Origin of the sequence: Flavobacterium sp. Leaf82 (assembly GCF_001422725.1) — a bacterium.
GTDB lineage: Bacteria > Bacteroidota > Bacteroidia > Flavobacteriales > Flavobacteriaceae > Flavobacterium.
Genome location: NZ_LMMA01000001.1, coordinates 243,287 through 263,603, shown reverse-complemented (window position 1 = coordinate 263,603; position 20,317 = coordinate 243,287). Strand labels below are relative to the sequence as shown.

20 protein-coding genes are annotated in these 20,317 nt (G+C 33.4%); 18 read left to right on the top strand and 2 right to left on the bottom strand.

The genetic code is table 11. From position 1 onward, the window contains the following. Window positions 1-10: 10 nt before the first annotated feature. Complete coding sequence (locus ASF10_RS01105) at window positions 11-1,126, top strand: PepSY-associated TM helix domain-containing protein (protein WP_056244222.1); 1,116 nt, start codon at window positions 11-13, stop codon at window positions 1,124-1,126. A 437-nt stretch (window positions 1,127-1,563) separates the two neighbouring features. Here ASF10_RS01105 and ASF10_RS01100 read toward each other — a convergent pair whose 3' ends face one another. Both ASF10_RS01100 and ASF10_RS01095 read right to left on the bottom strand, forming a co-directional pair. After that, on the bottom strand, window positions 1,564-1,911 hold the full coding sequence (locus ASF10_RS01100; RefSeq protein ID WP_056244219.1) for a toxin-antitoxin system YwqK family antitoxin: 348 nt from the start codon (window positions 1,909-1,911) through the stop codon (window positions 1,564-1,566). 210 nt (window positions 1,912-2,121) lie between these two features. Next, complete coding sequence (locus tag ASF10_RS01095) at window positions 2,122-3,117, bottom strand: TlpA family protein disulfide reductase (RefSeq protein WP_056244215.1); 996 nt, start codon at window positions 3,115-3,117, stop codon at window positions 2,122-2,124. A gap of 157 nt (window positions 3,118-3,274) precedes the next feature. Between ASF10_RS01095 and aspS the strand changes: the two genes are divergently transcribed. The 17 genes from aspS (at window position 3,275) to ASF10_RS01010 (ending at window position 20,240) form a co-directional block, all read left to right on the top strand. Continuing rightward, window positions 3,275-5,023 carry an aspartate--tRNA ligase gene (gene aspS / locus ASF10_RS01090; protein WP_056244212.1) on the top strand — a complete coding sequence of 583 codons (1,749 nt, stop codon included), beginning with the start codon at window positions 3,275-3,277 and terminating at the stop codon, window positions 5,021-5,023. 382 nt (window positions 5,024-5,405) lie between these two features. Continuing rightward, complete coding sequence (locus tag ASF10_RS01085; protein WP_007137066.1) at window positions 5,406-5,600, top strand: cold-shock protein; 195 nt, start codon at window positions 5,406-5,408, stop codon at window positions 5,598-5,600. A 243-nt stretch (window positions 5,601-5,843) separates the two neighbouring features. Beyond that, entirely contained in the window at window positions 5,844-6,209 is a 366-nt protein-coding gene (locus tag ASF10_RS01080; protein WP_055097501.1) for an NADH-quinone oxidoreductase subunit A, read from the top strand. A 160-nt stretch (window positions 6,210-6,369) separates the two neighbouring features. Further along, window positions 6,370-6,918, top strand: coding sequence for an NADH-quinone oxidoreductase subunit B (locus ASF10_RS01075; RefSeq protein ID WP_056244209.1), 549 nt, complete (start codon window positions 6,370-6,372; stop codon window positions 6,916-6,918). A gap of 1 nt (window position 6,919) precedes the next feature. Beyond that, window positions 6,920-7,441, top strand: a complete 522-nt coding sequence (locus ASF10_RS01070) for an NADH-quinone oxidoreductase subunit C (protein ID WP_056244206.1) — start codon at window positions 6,920-6,922, stop codon at window positions 7,439-7,441. A 25-nt stretch (window positions 7,442-7,466) separates the two neighbouring features. Beyond that, window positions 7,467-8,705, top strand: a complete 1,239-nt coding sequence (locus ASF10_RS01065) for an NADH-quinone oxidoreductase subunit D (RefSeq protein ID WP_056244203.1) — start codon at window positions 7,467-7,469, stop codon at window positions 8,703-8,705. A 142-nt stretch (window positions 8,706-8,847) separates the two neighbouring features. Continuing rightward, a complete protein-coding gene (locus ASF10_RS01060) occupies window positions 8,848-9,378 on the top strand; it encodes a complex I 24 kDa subunit family protein (RefSeq protein WP_055097774.1) in 531 nt (176 codons plus the stop codon). A 1-nt stretch (window position 9,379) separates the two neighbouring features. Further along, on the top strand, window positions 9,380-10,750 hold the full coding sequence (gene nuoF / locus ASF10_RS01055; protein ID WP_056244198.1) for an NADH-quinone oxidoreductase subunit NuoF: 1,371 nt from the start codon (window positions 9,380-9,382) through the stop codon (window positions 10,748-10,750). Between the two features lie 97 nt (window positions 10,751-10,847). Then, complete coding sequence (locus ASF10_RS01050; protein WP_056244194.1) at window positions 10,848-11,879, top strand: 2Fe-2S iron-sulfur cluster-binding protein; 1,032 nt, start codon at window positions 10,848-10,850, stop codon at window positions 11,877-11,879. Next, entirely contained in the window at window positions 11,879-12,937 is a 1,059-nt protein-coding gene (gene nuoH, locus ASF10_RS01045) for an NADH-quinone oxidoreductase subunit NuoH (RefSeq protein WP_198529560.1), read from the top strand. The genes ASF10_RS01050 and nuoH overlap by 1 nt, the downstream gene beginning before the upstream one ends. Before the next feature lie 165 nt (window positions 12,938-13,102). Beyond that, a complete protein-coding gene (locus ASF10_RS01040; protein WP_056244190.1) occupies window positions 13,103-13,648 on the top strand; it encodes a NuoI/complex I 23 kDa subunit family protein in 546 nt (181 codons plus the stop codon). Next, window positions 13,649-14,188: an NADH-quinone oxidoreductase subunit J gene (locus ASF10_RS01035; RefSeq protein WP_056244187.1), complete on the top strand. Its 540-nt coding sequence runs from the start codon at window positions 13,649-13,651 to the stop codon at window positions 14,186-14,188. After that, entirely contained in the window at window positions 14,188-14,508 is a 321-nt protein-coding gene (gene nuoK, locus ASF10_RS01030) for an NADH-quinone oxidoreductase subunit NuoK (RefSeq protein ID WP_017494599.1), read from the top strand. Before ASF10_RS01035 ends, nuoK begins: the two co-directional genes overlap by 1 nt. A 6-nt stretch (window positions 14,509-14,514) precedes the next feature. Further along, entirely contained in the window at window positions 14,515-16,398 is a 1,884-nt protein-coding gene (gene nuoL / locus ASF10_RS01025) for an NADH-quinone oxidoreductase subunit L (RefSeq protein WP_056244183.1), read from the top strand. A gap of 10 nt (window positions 16,399-16,408) precedes the next feature. Beyond that, a complete protein-coding gene (locus tag ASF10_RS01020; protein WP_056244180.1) occupies window positions 16,409-17,848 on the top strand; it encodes a NuoM family protein in 1,440 nt (479 codons plus the stop codon). A 64-nt stretch (window positions 17,849-17,912) separates the two neighbouring features. After that, the gene (locus ASF10_RS01015) at window positions 17,913-19,304 is read left to right on the top strand and encodes an NADH-quinone oxidoreductase subunit N (protein ID WP_056244177.1); all 1,392 of its coding nucleotides are present in this window, start codon (window positions 17,913-17,915) and stop codon (window positions 19,302-19,304) included. 162 nt (window positions 19,305-19,466) lie between these two features. Then, entirely contained in the window at window positions 19,467-20,240 is a 774-nt protein-coding gene (locus tag ASF10_RS01010; protein ID WP_056244172.1) for a Bax inhibitor-1/YccA family protein, read from the top strand. Window positions 20,241-20,317 lie beyond the last annotated feature (77 nt).

The following is a 20,317-nucleotide window of genomic DNA, read 5'->3' as shown; positions in this document are numbered from 1 at the left end:
TATTCAAAAAATGGGATTCAAAAAAAAAATACGTTTTCTACATAAATGGCTCGGATTAATTTCCGGGCTTATTGTTTTTATAATCAGCATTACCGGTTGCATCTTTTGTTTTCATGATGAGATAAAAGACATAACCAGAAAAGAATCGCGATTGGTTGAACCTCAAAATAAACCTTTTGTATTGCCTTCGGTTTTATTTGAAAAAGCCAAAGAAATTGCTCCAAAGAATAAATCGAGCATGGTTTCGTATTACGGCAAAAATAGATCTGCAATTGTCTATACGTATTCTGATACAGAAAATCTCTATCTCTATTTTAATCCATATACAGGAAAATATTTAAAAACAGAAAATCCCGAAACTGACTTTTTTATCATTGTCGAATATATTCACTTGTATTTGCTTTTGCCGGATTATATAGGCAAACACATTATTGGCAGTGCAACAATTATTTTTATTTTATTACTGATTTCTGGAATTATTCAATGGTGGCCAAAACGCAAAAGCGATATAAAAAGAAGTTTTACAGTAAAATGGTCTGCAAAATGGCGTCGTGTAAACTATGACTGGCACAATACATCCGGATTTTACATTTCTATTGTCGCTGTTATTATTGCTATTACTGGACTCACTTTTACTTATGAGTGGGTTGGAGATGGTATTTACAAAAGCTTTAATTTTGGTGGTGATAAAGCCTTAGAAACAAAAGCCCCAGTAATCGATATTACTAAATTTGACAATAACAAAATTACCGCTGTCGATCGTGCTTTTACAGAAACTATAAAACTACAGCCAAAAGCCGAAATGATTTTTGTAACCTGTCCTCAGCAAAAAGGTGACATTATTAATACCGGCGCTTATCCGCATACTTTGAGATATGATCATCAAAGCAACTATTATTTTCATCCGGGTAACGGAAAATTAATTCAAAGCCAAACCTTTGATAAAAAGACTTTAGGTCTTCAGGTTGTCGAAATGAATTACGGAATCCATACGGGACAAATCTTAGATCTGCCAGGAAAAATTATTGCTTTTATAGTTAGCCTGATTGCTGCAGCCTTACCAGTTACAGGTTTTATAATTTGGTACGGAAGACGAAATAAGTCCTGTAAAAAAATAAAGGCATAAACATTTAACCGCAAGGAACGCAAGTTTTTTTACTGGGCTAAAATAATCTCGCAAAGGCGCAAGGACGCAAAGTTTATATTATTGATGTCTTTTATTTTAGCGAAATTTAATAATATAAAGTTTAAAAAATTATGCTCCCGAAGCCTCGGGAATGTGTTTTTGCGAGATTAAAATATTACAAGTCATAAATTAACTTTGCAAATATAGGAGAACGCAAGTCCTTATCTTATTATTCTGATTACAAACGCAAAGTTCGCAAAACTTAAATTATAGTTTTGCGAACTTTGCGTTTATATAAAATCTTATAAATAAAAACTTGCGTTCCTTGCGGTTAAAATGATTAGCCAAAATATTTTATGTTTCTCTACAACAACATTCTGTATTGACCAAAAAAAAACCGCTAATAAAAGCGGTTTTCTAAATTATTCGAAATCGTATTAATTTCTATTTGCTAAAGCATTTTTTTGTAAATTTTTAACCGAAGCTATTTTGCTGTTTTCATAAGCAACCTCGCAAAGATTTTTTTCATTGAAGAAAACCCATTTTCCAGTTTTCAATCCGTCTGTGTATTCTCCTACGGCAACTTTATTTCCTTTTTCATCATACGATACCCAAACGCCATCTAATTTACCGCCCTTAAAAAAGCCTTCTTGTTGTACTTTACCATTTTCATAGTAATAAGTAGCTTTTACTTTGTTTCCAACAGCTTCTAATTCCGGTTTTGTTTCTTGTGCAACTAAAATTCCAGAGAACAATATTGCAACTAAAATTACACACTTTTTCATATCTTTAGGTATTTAATGTTATCAAATCGTTATCAAATATAATTAATTGTTTACATTAAACAAACTTTTACTTAACAATTTGGTAACATTGAATAAAAACTTAACATTGGAAATTCACCACATACAAAAAAACCAGTGCTCAGGCACTGGTTTTACTGGGTTTTTATAAAAATATAATTTTACTACAACGTTATCAATTTCGTAAATAAATTATTTCAATAATGCATCTAATTGCGTTTGAAGCTCTGGAGATGAAGGTCTTGAAGCATCTGCACTTAAAACATTTCCTTTTGGATCAACAATTATAAATCTCGGAATTCCGGTAACTCCATAACCCGTTACAAACTCAGATTCCCAATCTTTATCTGCAAACAATTGTATTCCGCCTAAATTTTTATCCGTTACAAATTTTTTCCACTTTTCATTGTCCTTTACTTTATCAATTGAGATACTCACAAATTCAATATTTTTCCCGTGATATTTTTCCTCGATTTTTTGTAAATACGGAATTTCAGCTCTACAAGGTGCACACCACGTTGCCCAAAGATCGATATACACATATTTCCCTTTTAAATCAGAAAGCTTGGTTTTTCCACCCTTATGATTTACATAATCAAAATCAGGAGAAGGCTTACCATTTAATTTATTTGCTTTCGAAGCCCTGTCATATTCCTGTGCAGCATATTGATTAAAACTTTCAAAACTACTTTTTAAGGCAGTTTTAAATTCCGGATCAAAATTTCCCTTTTCTACATTCTCTATATCTGTCTTTTTCTTAGCAGCTAATAATGATGCAAATTCCGCAGGTTCTTTAGTAAAAGCTTCTTTTTGAAATTGTTCATCTTTTAAAGCTTGTTGCGCCATAAAATTACTTTCGTCAACTCCTTTACCTTTATATAGAATTGTTTCATCAAATTCTTTAGCATTCATCGTTAGATTAATCTCAGAATTGGGTTTTAAGTATAAATTCGAAGATTCTGTCCCGTCAGAAAACACATAAAAACCTTTTGCAGCTTCAAAATTTGCAGCAAAAACCTCTTTTTTATCAATAGGAATAACTTGTTTAAAATTATCCCTCCCTCTTATCACTAAAGTATCGCTATTTCTGTTGGTTATTTTAGCAGTAAATTTAATTTGATTTTTGGCTTGACCGATGACATTCAAAGCGCTAAAAATCAACAGACCAGTTACAAAAAATTTGTTCATATAAATTAAAGTTTGTTTTTAGTGATTCAAATCTAAAAAAATAACACCTTCCAAATTTCAGAATTAACAAAATATTTAAAATTCTATACATCAACTTTATCACTTTACTATATTATCTTGAATTTTGTGTTTACTTTTGCAGTCTAAAATTTTGATCATGTATAGAAGTCATAATTGTGGCGAGTTAAATGCCTCAAATATTAATACGGAAGTTACACTAGCGGGTTGGGTTCAAAAATCACGCGATAAAGGATTTATGAATTGGGTTGACTTACGCGACCGTTACGGAATTACACAACTTATTTTCAATGATAAAACAGACATGTTCATTTTTGAAAAGTCCAAAACTCTGGGACGTGAATTTGTAATTCAAGTTAAAGGAACGGTAATAGAAAGAGAATCTAAAAATCCAAATATACCAACAGGAGATATTGAAGTATTTGTGACAGAATTGACCATTTTAAATGCAGCACTTACGCCTCCTTTTACAATTGAAGATGAAACTGATGGAGGAGAAGATATCAGAATGAAATATCGTTATTTAGATATTCGTAGAAATCCTGTAAAAAACAGTTTGTTATTCCGTCATAAAGTAGCAATGGAAGTTCGTAAATATCTATCTGATTTAGATTTTTGCGAAGTTGAAACACCTTACTTAATCAAATCGACTCCGGAAGGTGCGAGAGATTTCGTTGTACCAAGTCGTATGAACGAAGGACAGTTTTATGCATTACCACAATCTCCACAGACTTTCAAACAATTATTGATGGTTGGTGGAATGGATAAATATTTCCAGATTGTAAAATGTTTCCGTGACGAAGATTTACGTGCAGACCGTCAGCCTGAGTTTACACAAATCGATTGCGAAATGGCATTTGTGGAGCAAGAAGACATTTTGAATGTTTTTGAAGGACTTACAAGACATTTACTTAAAGAAATTAAAGGCATCGAAGTAGATAAATTCCCTAGAATTACCTACGATTATGCTATGAAAACATACGGAAATGACAAACCGGACATTCGTTTTGGGATGGAATTTGGTGAGTTAAACGAATTTGCACAACACAAAGATTTCCCCGTATTTAATGCTGCTGAATTAGTGGTAGGAATTGCCGTTCCCGGAGCAGGAAATTATACCCGTAAAGAAATTGACGGATTAATTGACTGGGTAAAACGTCCGCAAGTTGGAGCATCAGGAATGGTGTATTCAAAATGTAATGATGACGGAACTTTTAAATCATCTGTAGATAAATTCTACGATCAGGAAGATTTAGCACAATGGGCAAAAATTACTGGTGCAAAACCAGGAGATATGATATTTGTACTTTCTGGTCCTGCTAATAAAACCCGCGCACAACTTTCGGCACTTCGTATGGAATTAGCAACTCGTTTAGGATTGCGTAATCCGGAAGTATTTGCTCCGTTATGGGTTGTAGACTTCCCATTATTAGAACTTGATGAAGAAAGCGGTCGTTACCACGCCATGCACCACCCATTTACATCGCCAAAACCAGAAGACATGGCTTTGTTAGAAACAGAACCAGGAAAAGTACGCGCAAATGCTTATGACATGGTTTTAAACGGAAATGAAATTGGCGGAGGATCTATTCGTATTCACGATAAGGCGACTCAACAATTAATGTTTAAATATTTAGGATTTACTGAAGAAGAAGCAAAAGCTCAATTTGGTTTCTTAATGGACGCTTTTCAATTTGGAGCACCTCCTCACGGCGGATTAGCATTTGGTCTTGATCGATTAGTTGCTATTTTAGGAGGTCAGGAAACGATTAGGGATTTTATTGCATTCCCAAAAAATAATTCAGGACGAGATGTAATGATCGATGCTCCTGCAAAAATTGATGATGCTCAATTAAAAGAATTACACATTAAAATTGATGCAATTTAATTTGCTTGATTTTTACAATTATAGAACTGCAGCTAAAATTTAGCTGCAGTTTTTTTATTTTTTACCTTTTTTTAATATCGTCATAATACACCTTAAAAGATACCAGCCCAGCAAACACAAGTATTATCCCACAGAAACAAAGATTGGTCTTACCACTTTGGCATAAGCTAATGAAAATTTGTAAAACATAAGCTACTTTTTTAGCTTTTCATTCTTACAATTGATGATTCTCAAATAAAGTAGTTCCATATCAAAATTGATGCAATATAAATAGCGAAAACACTGTGAATCAATAATTTTTACAAAAAATTAACACCTTATTGTCTTTTGTATGAATTTATATATTACATTTGCTTCATTATAAATTATTATTACAATTACAATGCGTACAGGTACAGTAAAATTTTTCAATGAATCTAAAGGTTATGGATTCATTACAGACGAAGAAACAGGAAAAGATATCTTCGTTCACGCTTCAGGAATTAACGCGGAAGAATTACGCGAAGGTGACCGTGTAAGCTATGAAGAAGAAGAAGGAAGAAAAGGGAAAGTTGCTGCTAAAGTAGCAGTAATCTAAGAAAAATATAGCAATTTATTTTTTTTGCCTCTGAATGGTTTTAAAAACGTTTCGATTTATTTCGAAACGTTTTTTTTTGCCCAAATCTTAAAAAAATCTTAAAATAGGCAGCTATTATTTATAATGAATAAAAATTACAAATAATCACCCTTTTGTAACACACTTAAATCCTTTTTTAGCTTGTGATTTACAGAGTTGAAAGTTATCTTTGTGGCTTATTCTTTAAGTAAAAAACCTAAGTTTATGCAATCAGATCAATACAGTTATCTTCCTATTTTAATGCAGTTTATTCTGGCTGTTGGTTTTGTGGTAGGAACAATCATTATTTCGGGAAAATTAGGGCCAAAAAGAACCTCTGAAGTAAAAGACAAAAACTTTGAGTGCGGTATCGAATCAGTTGGTAATGCCCGTATTCCTTTTTCAGTAAAATATTTTCTGGTTGCCATTTTATTTGTATTGTTCGATGTAGAGGTAATTTTCCTTTATCCATGGGCAGTAAACTTCAAGGAACTTGGAATAGAAGGAATGTTAAAGATGATCGTATTCATGTCACTCCTTTTGGTTGGCTTTTTCTATATCATTAAGAAAAAAGCATTAGACTGGGAATAAAGAAATTTTAGATTTCAGATTTAGATTTTAGATTGACCTGATTTAGAATTTTAGATTTGAAAAATAAATTTCTCAAAATATAATATTGATTTTTTAAATATTGATTTCGATTTTACGATTACCTAAATCTAAAATCAGAAATCTAAAATCTAAAATAAAAATGAGCGATTCAAAAGTAAATATGGTTGCCCCTCCTGAAGGTGTTGTTGGTGAAGGTTTTTTCGCCACAAAACTAAATGATGTTGTAGGTATGGCACGCGCGAATTCTCTTTGGCCTTTACCGTTTGCAACTTCTTGTTGCGGAATTGAGTTTATGGCTACAATGGCTTCACATTACGATTTAGCACGATTTGGTTCTGAGCGTGTGAGTTTTTCTCCTCGTCAGGCAGACATGTTAATGGTAATGGGAACTATTTCTAAAAAAATGGCCCCGATTTTAAGACAAGTTTACGAACAAATGTCAGAGCCAAGATGGGTAATCGCTGTTGGAGCTTGTGCTTCATCAGGTGGTATCTTCGATACATATTCAGTTTTACAAGGAATTGATAAAGTAATTCCCGTAGATGTTTACGTTCCGGGATGCCCGCCAAGACCAGAACAAATAGTAGATGGAGTAATGAAACTTCAGGAATTGGTACGAAGTGAATCTGTTAGACGCAGAAGCTCGCCGGAATACCAAGAATTACTAGCTTCATATAACATTTCATAAGATGGCTTTAGAAAATACCCTGATTCAAGATAAACTTACAGAAACATTTGATGCAAATGTTTTTAACTTTCAACAAGAAAGAGATATTTTTTCACTGGAAACTACTGCTGACAAAATCACAGCCCTGATTCTTTTTTTGAAAAATGATTCTGATCTGCGTTTTCACTTTTTAACTGATTTATGCGGCGTACACTATCCGGACAACGAAACAGATCGTCAGTTTGCTATAGTATACCACATGCACAATTGGTACGAAAACAAACGTATTAAAATCAAAGTTTTTCTTAACGGTGAAAAACCAGAGATAAAAACCATTTCAAATATTTTTCAGAGTTCCAATTGGATGGAAAGAGAAACATATGATTTTTTTGGCATCAACTTTATTGGACATCCACAATTGAAACGTATTTTGAATATGGATGAAATGATATCGTTTCCAATGCGTAAAGAATTCCCAATGGAAGACAGCGGAAGAACTGATAAAGATGACAGATTCTTTGGAAGAACAACAACAAATTGCTAAAAAATAAATAATTCAACATTATAAAATGTCAGAACTATTATTACCACCAGAGCATCGTTATGCTAAAATAGTACAGGATAAACTAAACGAAGACGGAAGCGAGCTTTCAGTATTGAATTTAGGTCCAACACACCCAGCTACTCACGGTATTTTTCAAAATATCCTTTTGATGGATGGAGAAAGAATTCTTGAAGCTGAACCTACTATTGGTTACATTCACAGAGCTTTCGAAAAAATTGCCGAGAATCGCCCTTTTTATCAAATTACGCCCCTTACAGACCGTATGAACTATTGCTCCTCTCCTATTAATAATATGGGATGGTGGATGACTTTAGAGAAATTACTAAATATTGAAGTTCCTAAACGAGCACAATATTTAAGAGTTATTGTAATGGAATTGGCACGTATTACAGATCACTTAATCTGTAACTCGATTCTTGGTGTAGATACAGGTGCATATACCGGTTTCTTATATGTATTTCAATTTAGAGAAAAAGTATACGAGATTTACGAAGAAATTTGTGGCGCTCGTTTAACAACAAATATGGGAAGAATTGGTGGTTTCGAAAGAGACTGGTCACCAGAAGCTTTCCGCAAATTAGATGTCTTTTTAAAAGATTTTCCTGTCGCCTGGCAAGAATTTGTAAACTTATTTGAAAGAAACAGAATCTTCCTTGACAGAACTGTAAACGTAGGTGCGATCTCAGCAGAGCAAGCAATGGCTTACGGATTTACAGGTCCAAACTTACGTGCAGCCGGAGTTGATTATGACATTCGTGTTGCACAACCTTATTCTTCTTATGAAGATTTCGATTTTATTGTTCCTGTTGGAAAATCAGGTGATACTTACGATCGTTTCTGTGTTCGTAATGCTGAAGTTTGGGAAAGTTTAAGCATTATTCGTCAGGCATTAGATAAAATGCCAGCCGGAAATGAATATCATGCAGAAGTTCCGGATTACTACCTGCCTCCTAAAGAAGATGTTTATACTTCAATGGAATCCCTAATTTATCACTTTAAAATTGTAATGGGAGAAGTTCCTGTACCAGTTGCAGAAATTTACCATCCTGTTGAAGGAGGAAATGGAGAGCTAGGATTTTATCTGGTTACAGACGGAAGCAGAACTCCATACAGATTACATTTTAGAAGGCCTTGTTTTATTTATTACCAGGCATACCCTGAAATGATAAAAGGCGCTTTATTATCAGATGCAATTGTTATTCTATCAAGTTTAAATGTCATTGCCGGAGAATTAGACGCCTAAATAGATTGTAGATTTCAGAATGTAGATTATAGATTGAATCTAAAATCTAAAATAAAAAGATTGCAGAATGTAGATTATAGATTGCAGATTGAAAAATCTAAAATCTAATCCCGAAGATTCGGGACTAAAATCCAAAATAAAAATGGAACGTAAACATTACAAACAAGAAATAAATATGACTGAAGCATTGATGTCCCGCATCAATGAATTGATTAGTCACTATCCTGAGGACAAAAGAAAATCGGCTTTGCTGCCTGTTTTGCACGAAGTGCAGGATGCGCATGACAACTGGCTGAGTATTGAGTTACAGGATAAAGTTGCTGAAATTTTGCATATAAAACCAATTGAGGTTTACGAAGTGGTTACTTTTTATACCATGTACAACCAAAAACCAATTGGAAAATACATGTTCGAATTTTGTCAGACTTCTTGTTGTTGTTTAAATGGTGCTGAAAATTTAATGGATTACACTTCTGAAAAATTAGGCATTAAAATGGGCGAAACAACTCCTGACGGAATGTTTACCATTGCCGGAGTAGAATGCTTAGGTGCATGCGGATACGCTCCGATGATGCAGTTAGGAGATTTCTACAAAGAGAAATTGACAGAAGAAAAAATCGATCAGTTAATAGCTGATTGCAGAGATGATAAAATAATATTACACGATAAATAATATGTCACAGAAAATATTATTAGACAAAATCAATGTTCCTGGTATTAAAACCTACGAAGTTTATCGCCAAAATGGCGGTTATGCATCTGTAGAAAAAGCTTTAAAAACACTTACACCAGACGAAGTTGTTGAAGAAGTGAAAAAATCAGGACTTCGTGGTCGTGGTGGTGCAGGTTTCCCTGCAGGAATGAAATGGAGTTTTATTGATAAAAAATCAGGAAAACCAAGACATTTAGTTTGCAATGCCGATGAGTCAGAACCAGGAACATTCAAAGATCGCTATTTGATGGAATTTATTCCTCACTTATTGATCGAAGGAATGATTACTTCTAGTTTTGCCTTAGGCGCTAACCTGTCGTATATCTACATTCGTGGAGAATATATGTGGGTTTTCAAAATATTAGAAAGAGCAATCGCCGAAGCAAAAGCTGCAGGTTGGTTAGGAAAAAACATATTAGGTACAGGTTACGATTTAGAATTACATGTACACTGTGGAGCCGGAGCTTATATCTGTGGAGAAGAAACTGCACTTATAGAATCTTTGGAAGGTAAAAGAGGAAATCCTCGTATCAAACCGCCTTTCCCTGCTGTTTCAGGACTTTGGGCAAACCCTACAGTGGTAAACAATGTGGAAACTATTGCAACAGTGCCGTGGATTATCAACAATTCTGGTGATGACTATGCTAAAATTGGTGTAGGCCGTTCAACAGGAACTAAATTAATTTCTGCTTCAGGACATATTAAAAACCCTGGTGTATATGAAATTGAATTAGGATTAAGTGTTGATGAATTCATGAATTCTGATGAATACTTAGGAGGAATGTCTTCCAGCAGACCTTTAAAAGCATTTGTTCCAGGAGGATCTTCAGTGCCAATTTTACCAGCTGAATTGATTTTTAAAACAGCAAATGGCGAAGATCGTTTAATGACTTATGAATCTTTAAGTGATGGTGGTTTTGCTACCGGATCTATGTTAGGTTCAGGAGGTTTTATCGTTTATAACGATACTGCTTGTGTGGTAAGAAATACATGGAACTTTGCTCGTTTTTATCACCACGAATCTTGCGGACAATGTACACCTTGTCGCGAAGGAACCGGATGGTTAGAAAAAATATTGTGGAGAATTGAAAACGGTCAGGGCCGTGAAGAGGATATAGAATTGTTATGGAGTATTCAAAGCAAAATAGAGGGTAATACAATTTGTCCGCTTGGTGACGCTGCATCATGGCCAGTAGCCGCAGCAATTCGTCACTTTAGAGATGAGTTTGAATACCACGTTCGTTTTCCTGAAAAAATAAAAAACAGAGATCACTTTGTTACTGAACCTTTTTCGCAAGTAAAACATTTAGTAGGCGGTAAAGTAATCGTATAGTTATAAGTTAAAAATAGTTTCAAGTTTCAAGTTTTTTTAGTTTCATGTTCAACAACCTGAAACTTTAAACGGGAAACTAAAAAAACAAAACAAAGAGATGAAAGTAACCATAGACGGTCAAAGTATAGACGTAGAGCCAGGAACAACAATCCTGCAGGCTGCACGTATGATTGGTGGAGATTTAGTACCGCCAGCCATGTGCTATTACTCAAAATTAAAAGGTAGCGGAGGTAAATGCCGTTGTTGTTTAGTTGAAGTTTCTAAAGGAAGCGAAGCTGACCCAAGACCAATGCCAAAATTGATGGCATCTTGTGTAACAGGATGTATGGATGGAATGGAAGTAAACAGTAAATCTTCTGACAGAGTAACGGAAGCTCGTAAATCTGTAACAGAATTTTTATTAATCAACCACCCATTAGATTGTCCTGTTTGTGATCAGGCTGGTGAATGTGATCTTCAAAACTTAAGTTTTGAGCACGGAAATCCAAAATCACGTTTTATTGAAGAAAAAAGAACATTTGAGCCAGAAAATATTGGTCCAAATATTCAACTACATATGAACCGTTGTATCTTATGTCAAAGATGTGTACAAGTTGCAGATCAATTGACAGACAATAGAGTTCACGGAGTATTAGATCGTGGTGATCACGCTAATATTTCAACTGGTATATCAAAAGCCATTGACAATGAGTTCTCCGGAAATATGATTGACGTTTGTCCGGTTGGAGCATTGACAGATAAAACTTTCCGTTTTAAATCAAGAGTTTGGTTCAACAAACCTTATAATGCGCACAGAGAATGTACAACTCCGGGATGTTGTGGAAAAACAACAGTTTGGATGTTTGGAGGAGAAATTCAACGTGTTACAGGTCGTAAAGATGAGTATCATGAAGTGGAGGAATTCATTTGTAATAGTTGTCGTTTTGATCACAAAAATGTGAACGACTGGGTTATTGAAGGACCAAGAGAATTTGAAAAAGATTCTGTTATCAATCAAAACAACTACACTCAAAAATTAGAGAAAGTAGAAATCGATACCGAAAAAACAATCCTTATGGGTAGAGATATCGACCGTAAAAAAATTAGTATGGCTGAAATTCCATTAAACACTAACAACAAAAATTCTTAATGATGGTAGATGGTGCGTTTATTATAGAAAAGAGTGTTGTAATTGTTGTGGTTTTTGCCGTAACAATGATTATGGCAATGTATTCTACTTGGGCTGAACGTAAAGTTGCGGCTTTTCTTCAGGATCGTGTAGGACCAAACCGTGCCGGATGGGGAGGATTATTACAACCTCTTGCAGATGGTATGAAATTGTTTTCTAAAGAAGAATTTTTTCCAAATACACCTAACAGGTTTTTATTTGTTGTAGGTCCGGCTATTGCTATGAGTACTGCTTTGATGACAAGTGCTGTAATTCCTTGGGGAGACAGATTGCATGTTTTTGGAAGAGATGTTATACTTCAGGCAACTGATATCAATATTGCATTATTGTACATTTTTGGAGTTCTTTCAGTAGGAGTTTACGGTATCATGATTGGTGGATGGGCTTCTAACAACAAATTCTCATTAATGGGAGCTGTTCGAGCAGCTTCGCAAATGGTTTCTTATGAGGTTGCTATGGGATTATCAATGATTGCATTATTGATGATGACCGGTACAATGAGTTTAAAAGAAATTTCATTACAACAACAAGGAATGAACTGGAATGTTTTCTATCAGCCTCTATCCTTTTTGATTTTCTTAATTTGTTCATTTGCAGAAACAAACAGAACTCCATTTGATTTGGCTGAATGTGAAAGCGAATTAATTGGAGGTTACCATACCGAATATTCATCCATGAAAATGGGATTCTATTTATTTGCGGAATATGCTAGTATGTTTACTTCTGCAACTATTATTTCTGTATTGTTCTTTGGCGGATATAACTATCCAGGAATGGAATGGATGGTTGAAAACGTTGGTGTAAATATTGGTAATGTAATAGGAATTGCAGTCTTGTTTGCAAAAATATGTTTCTTCATATTTTTCTATATGTGGGTACGTTGGACAATTCCAAGATTTAGATATGATCAATTAATGAACTTAGGATGGAGAATTTTGATCCCGCTTTCGATTATTAATATTATGATTACGGGTGTTGTTATATTAAGACACGATATTGCAGCTGCTTTAGGATTTTAAGAAACGTCATATAAAGGCTAGCCCTGATAGAAGCTATATCCTTTAATTTTTTTTCTTTAGAAAAATTAAAGATATAGCGGATAGCGGGAAAAGCTTCAAATAATAATAAAATAGATTTTGATTTGATTTAACTTCAAATTTTAAATCATAAATATAATAGTAAAAATGTCAATAGAAACTATATCATTATCGGGTAGAAAAAAGATGGTCTCTAATAAGGAGATGACTTTTTTAGAGCGATTGTATCTTGTGGCGATTGTGAAAGGATTGCTTATCACATTTAAACACTTATTCAGAAAAAAAGTGACGATTCACTATCCTGAGCAAGTACGTGAAATGAGTCCGGTTTATCGTGGTCAACATCAATTGAAACGTGATGAACAAGGTCGTGAAAACTGTACAGCGTGTGGATTATGTGCTTTATCATGCCCTGCTGAAGCCATTACAATGAAAGCTGCTGAGCGTACAGCTGATGAAAAACATTTGTACAGAGAAGAAAAATACGCTTCTATCTACGAAATCAATATGTTGCGTTGTATTTTTTGTGGTTTATGTGAAGAAGCATGCCCAAAAGATGCCATTTATTTGACAACTTCAAAAGTATTGGTTCCTTCTAGCTATGAAAGAGAAGATTTCATTTTTGGAAAAGACAGATTAGTGATGCCTCTTGATGTGGCGATCAAAAATGCTCAACTTAATAATGCTAACTAAATGATACATATTCCTGATTTTGCACACGCAACAACTGTACAAATTATATTTTGTTTCTTAGCATTTATTACAGTGATTACTGCTTTCCTGACTATTTTTAGCAGAAACCCAATTCATAGTGCTATTTATTTAGTGATTTGTTTTTTCTCTATCGCCGGTCATTATTTATTATTAAATGCTCAATTCCTGGCTATCGTACATATTATAGTCTACTCTGGAGCAATTATGATTTTATTCCTGTTTACGATTATGTTAATGAACCTGAACGAACGCCATCAGGTACACAGACCAAGAATTACACGTTTAGGAGCAATCGTTTCTTTTTGTTTAATCTGCATTGTATTGATTGCCATTTTCATTAACTCTAAACCAATTGTTGGGGAATATGATTCAACCGGAGAAGATTTTCAATCGATTAAAGTACTTGGTAAAATATTATTGAACGAATATATGGTTCCGTTTGAATTTGCTTCGATCTTGCTTTTAGTAGCGATGATTGGAACTGTATTATTGTCTAAAAAAGAAAAATTAAATAAATAATGGGTAATATATTAAATCAAATAGGTATTGAAAACTACATCTTTTTAAGTGTTGTACTTTTCTGTATTGGTATTTTTGGTGTATTGTACAGACGAAATGCTATTATCGTTTTCATGTCTATCGAAATCATGTTGAATGCTGTTAACCTTTTATTTGTTGCTTTTTCAACTTATCATCAAGATGCGCAAGGACAAGTCTTTGTATTCTTTTCGATGGCAGTTGCTGCAGCAGAAGTTGCAGTTGGATTGGCTATTTTAGTTTCGATCTTTAGAAATTTAGGCTCGATTAGTATCGATAATTTAAAAAATTTAAAAGGATAAATAAAAATGGATACCAATTTAGCTTTACTTTTAGTTTTATCTCCTTTTTTAGGATTTTTAATCAATGTTTTCTTTGGCAAGAGTTTAGGAAAAACAGTTTCAGGAATCATCGGCACTGTTGCTGTAGTAATTTCATTTGCTGTGACGCTTTTCTTTTTCAATCAATTAACCCAAACAAAACAAGCCGTTCAGGTTACTTTATTTGACTGGATTCAGATTAGTAACTTACATATCAATCTTGGATTTTTATTAGATCAGTTATCATTACTTTGGTTATTATTCGTAACCGGTATTGGATCATTGATTCATATATACTCTATAAGTTATATGCATGATGATGAAAATATGCACAAGTTTTTTGCTTATTTAAATCTGTTTGTATTCTTCATGATTACGCTTGTAATAGGAAGCAACTTATTAGTTTTATTTATTGGCTGGGAAGGTGTTGGACTTTGCTCGTACTTACTAATTGGATTCTGGCATAAAAACCAGGATTACAATGATGCAGCGAAAAAAGCTTTCATCATGAACAGAATTGGAGATTTAGGTCTTTTAATCGGGATGTTCATTATTGGTTCAATGTTCTCAACATTAGATTATGCAACTTTAAAAACTGCAATTGCAGGAGCAACAAACTTAGATAAACCTTTATTAGCATTAGCTGCTTTATGTTTATTTATTGGAGCTTGTGGTAAATCTGCACAAATTCCTTTGTACACATGGTTACCTGATGCGATGGCTGGACCAACTCCGGTTTCTGCATTAATTCACGCTGCAACAATGGTTACAGCTGGTATTTTCATGATTACAAGATTAAACTTTGTATTCGATCAGGCTCCGGATGTTCAAACTGTTATTGCCGTTATTGGAGCAATCACTTCATTAGTAGCTGCAACAATTGGATTGGTTCAGACTGATATTAAAAAAGTATTGGCCTACTCTACCGTTTCTCAATTAGGTTTAATGTTTTTAGCCTTGGGATTGGGTGCTTACGAAGTTGCTGTTTTTCACGTTATAACTCACGCTTTCTTCAAAGCATGTTTATTCTTAGGTTCAGGTTCTGTAATTCACGGTTTACACGGTGAACAGGATATGCGTAAAATGGGTGGCTTGCGTAAAGCAATGCCAATTACTTTCTGGACAATGTTAATTTCATCATTAGCTATTTCAGGTGTTCCGTTTTTCTCTGGTTTCTTCTCTAAAGATGAAATTTTATTAACTGCTTTCCACCATAGTATACCTCTTTATGTAATTGGATCTATTGCTTCAATCATGACTGCTTTTTATATGTTTAGATTGATGTTCTTAACTTTCTTTAAAGATTTTAGAGGAACTGATGAACAAAAACATCATTTACATGAAAGCGACGGATTAATTACTTTTCCTTTAATGATTTTAGCAGTTTTGGCTACTTTCGGCGGACTTATTAGTTTACCTGGAAACAGCTGGTTAAATGAGTATTTAGCTCCACTTTTCACGAAAGTAGCAGGTGAAGAACATCACTTAGGCACAACAGAATATACCTTAATGGGAGTTGCTGTTTTAGGCGGATTAGTAGGTATTTTAATTGCTTACATTAAATACTTCAAACAAGACAATGTTCCGGAAGCAGATGAAAATATTACAGGTTTAACCAAAGTTTTATACAACAAATATTATGTAGACGAAGCTTACGACGCTGTATTTGTTCGCTCTATTAACGGATTATCAAGATTTTTCAGAGACTATATTGAGACTGGTTTATCTGCTCTTGTTTTTGGATTAGGAAAAGTAACAAATGAATTAGCCTTTCAAGGTAAAAAATTACAAAACGGAAGTATCGGATTATATCTTTTTGCTTTTGTTCTGGGGCTTTGCGCTATTGTTTCCTATATATTTTTAGCTAAATAATTTTACAACTATGAACGTTTCTCTTATATTAATTATTCTTCTAATTGGTGCATTTGCCACTTATTTTGCTGGTGATAAACTAGCATCTAAAGTAGCTTTGCTTTTTAGTTTGGCGGCTTTAGGTTGTTCAATTGTATTACTAAATCATTTTTACGCAGGTGAAAACATCAGTTTAATAAATACCTGGATTAATCAGCCTAAAATTTCATTTGCTTTAAATGCTGATGGTTTAGGTATGGCGATGGTTTTATTAACTGTAGCTTTAACGCCAATTATTATATTCTCTTCTTTTGGAAATAAATATAAAAATGCTAAAGGTTTTTATGCTTTAATTTTATTTATGGCTTTTGCTATGACAGGAACTTTCCTGGCTGCAGATGGTCTTTTATATTATATTTTCTGGGAATTAGCACTTGTTCCTATTTACTTTATTGCTCTTATTTGGGGTAATGGTGATGCTGAAGAACGTAGAAAAGCAGTGGTTAAATTCTTTATCTATACACTTGCAGGTTCGTTATTCATGTTAGTAGCTTTTATTTACCTGTATTCAAAAGCTGGTAGTTTCTTAATCGAAGATTTATACAAATTAAATTTATCAGCAAGTGAACAACTATGGATATTCTTAGCTTTCTTCTTTGCTTATGCGATTAAAATTCCAATTATTCCTTTTCATACATGGCAAGCAAATGTATACCAAAAAGCACCAACTGTTGGAACAATGCTTTTATCAGGTATTATGCTAAAAATGGGATTGTATAGCGTTATTCGTTGGCAATTGCCAATTGCACCATTGGCTGCAAAAGAGTATATGAATATCTTCATTGCTTTAGGAATTGCCGGAGTTATCTACGGATCAATTGTAGCTTTGAGACAAAGAGATTTAAAAAAATTACTGGCTTACTCTTCATTAGCACACGTTGGATTAATTGCAGCAGGAAGTTACTCTTTAACTATTGATGGTTTGCGTGGAGCTGTATTGCAAATGATTGCTCACGGTTTTGTTGTGGTTGGATTATTCTTTGCTGCTGAAGTTATTTCTAGAAGATACGAGACCAGAGAAATTAATGAGATGGGCGGAATTCGTACTCAATCTCCAAAATTTACTTCTATGTTCTTAATTTTGGTATTGGCTTCTGTAGCTTTGCCAAGTACTTTTAACTTTGTAGGTGAGTTTACTGTTTTGTACAGTCTATCTCAAATAAATATTTGGTTTGCTGTTTTAGGCGGAACAACTATTATTTTAGGAGCTTATTATATGCTTAAAATGTTTCAAAATGTAATGTTAGGAGAAACTAATTCTAAAACTTTTGCAGATGTTACTATTAATGAAGGAATTTCATTTATAGCTATTATTGCAGTTTTAATTTTCTTTGGATTTTATCCTAAACCAATTACAGATTTGATTACACCAAGTTTAGAAACAATTCTAAGCGTTATCAATAAAAATTAATATTTTAAATAAAAATAAATTAGGGCGTCATTAGTTTTAGATTTCCTAAATCAAAAAAACAAAAATGAATACATTAATAGCTATAACAGGATTGGGTATTTTTTGCCTATTGTTTGAAATTCTTAATTTAAGAAAGGCCATTGTTCCAATTACCATTATTGGTCTATTGGGTGTTTTGGCACTTAACTATTACGAATTTGGATCAACAGCAAGTTACTATAATAATATGATTACGGTGAGCAAGTTCTCAACTACGTTTTCATCACTATTTATTATTCTAACTATTTTCTTAGTAGCATTAAGTCATAATTTTTACGAAAACCATCCAACGAAAATCTCTGATTTTGTAGCTATAAAAATCTTTTTGTTAGCTGGAGGTGTTGCTATGGTTTCTTTTGGAAATTTAGCGATGTTTTTCTTAGGAATCGAAATTCTTTCAATTGCTCTTTATGTATTGGCAGCAAGCGAAAGATTAAACTTAAAAAGCAATGAAGCGGGAATGAAATACTTTTTGATGGGATCTTTTGCATCAGGAATTATCTTATTCGGAATTTGTTTGATTTACGGAGCAATGGGAAGTTTTGATGTTGCAGAAATTCACGAAAGTTCTTTATCTGCCGAATTACCAATCTGGTTTCCTATCGGTATGATTTTAATGATAATTGGTATGTTATTTAAAGTTGCTGCAGTTCCTTTTCATTTTTGGGCTCCAGATGTTTACGAAGGATCTCCAGCGCTAACTACTGCATTAATGAGTACTTTAGCAAAAGTAATTGCAATTGCAACACTTTATAAATTGGTATCGGCTTTAAACCTTGTTCCTTCTCTGGATAATCAGGATCTTTTAGGAACTTTTGAAACTATTGTAGTCATTATTTCAATTGCTTCTATGACTGTTGGTAATATAATGGCATTACGTCAGGTAAATGTAAAACGTATGTTGGCATTCTCAGGAATTTCGCATGCAGGTTTTATGTTAATGACTTTATTAACCGTTGCAACATCGGCTGGTGTTTTACTTTATTATACTGCTGCTTATGCACTAGCAGGAATCGCTGCTTTTAGTGTTATCTTATATGTATGCAAAAATCAGGATAATGAAGATATTACAAATTTTCATGGTTTAGGAAAAACAAATCCATTATTAGCTGCAATACTTACTGGTTCTTTGTTATCTATGGCTGGTATTCCGATTTTCTCGGGATTTTTTGCAAAATTATTTTTATTCAATCAAACTATTCAGGCCGGATATATTGTTCTGGTAATTGTTGCTGTTATAAACTCGATTATTAGTGTTGGATATTATTTCAAATTAATTCTTGCAATGTATTCTAAAGAACCAAATCAGGAACGTACCGGAAAACCTTTTCTTATTTATGCAGTTGCAGTAATTTCAATTGCTCTGAATATTGCTTTAGGTTTGTTTCCATCTTTAGTGTTAGATTTATTAAACTAAGATTTTAATCAAAATATATAAAAATCCATTTGTGATCGCGAATGGATTTTTTATTTTATACAACTCGTTTCAGAAGAGAAATTCATGTTAAAAATTTAGCTTAAACAATACGCCCTTCAAAAAAACTCCATATATTTGAGGTCAATTAAATGTATTAAAAACATGAACTTCAACTCAAAAAATCCCTTTTTAAGCAACAAGCGTTTTTCATCAAATGCTGTTTCAAAAGCTGAAGAAGTACACCAAGCTCAAATTATTGATTACAATCAGGAAATGACTTTGTCAGGTACTATCAATAAAACAGCTATTTTATTTTTAATATTATGCGGATCTGCAATGGTAACGTGGTGGATGGCATTTAACGGAATGAACGCACTATTACCTGCAATTGGCGGTGCAATAGTAGGATTTATTTTAGTTTTAATTTCAGCATTTAAGCCTCATCTTTCTCCGTATTTAGCTCCGGGCTATGCTTTATTTGAAGGATTATTTATTGGAGGAATTTCTGCAATTTTTGAAGCTAAGTATCCTGGAATTGTAATTAATGCTGTAAGCGCAACATTAGTAACTTTCTTAGTATGTTTAGGATTATATAAATTTAAAATCGTAAAAGTTACTGAACAATTTAAATCAGTAGTTATAGCTGCAACTTTAGCAATTGCTACTTATTATTTGATATCATGGATAGCTTCTTTGATTTTTAATTTTACTCCTGTTCATTACGGAAATGGAATGATGAGTATTGGAATTAGTGTTTTTGTAATTATCATTGCTGCCTTGAACCTGTTTTTAGATTTCGATCAAATCGAAAAAGGAGTTCAGGAAAGAATGCCAAAATTTATGGAATGGTATGGCGCAATGGGATTAATGATTACATTAGTATGGTTGTACATCGAATTTTTAAGATTACTATCTAAATTATCAAGTAAAGATTAATTTCTTATTTCTTCTAATATATACAAAGCCTTTTTGAAAAATCAAAAAGGCTTTTTTTTATGTCGTTATCCCAATTA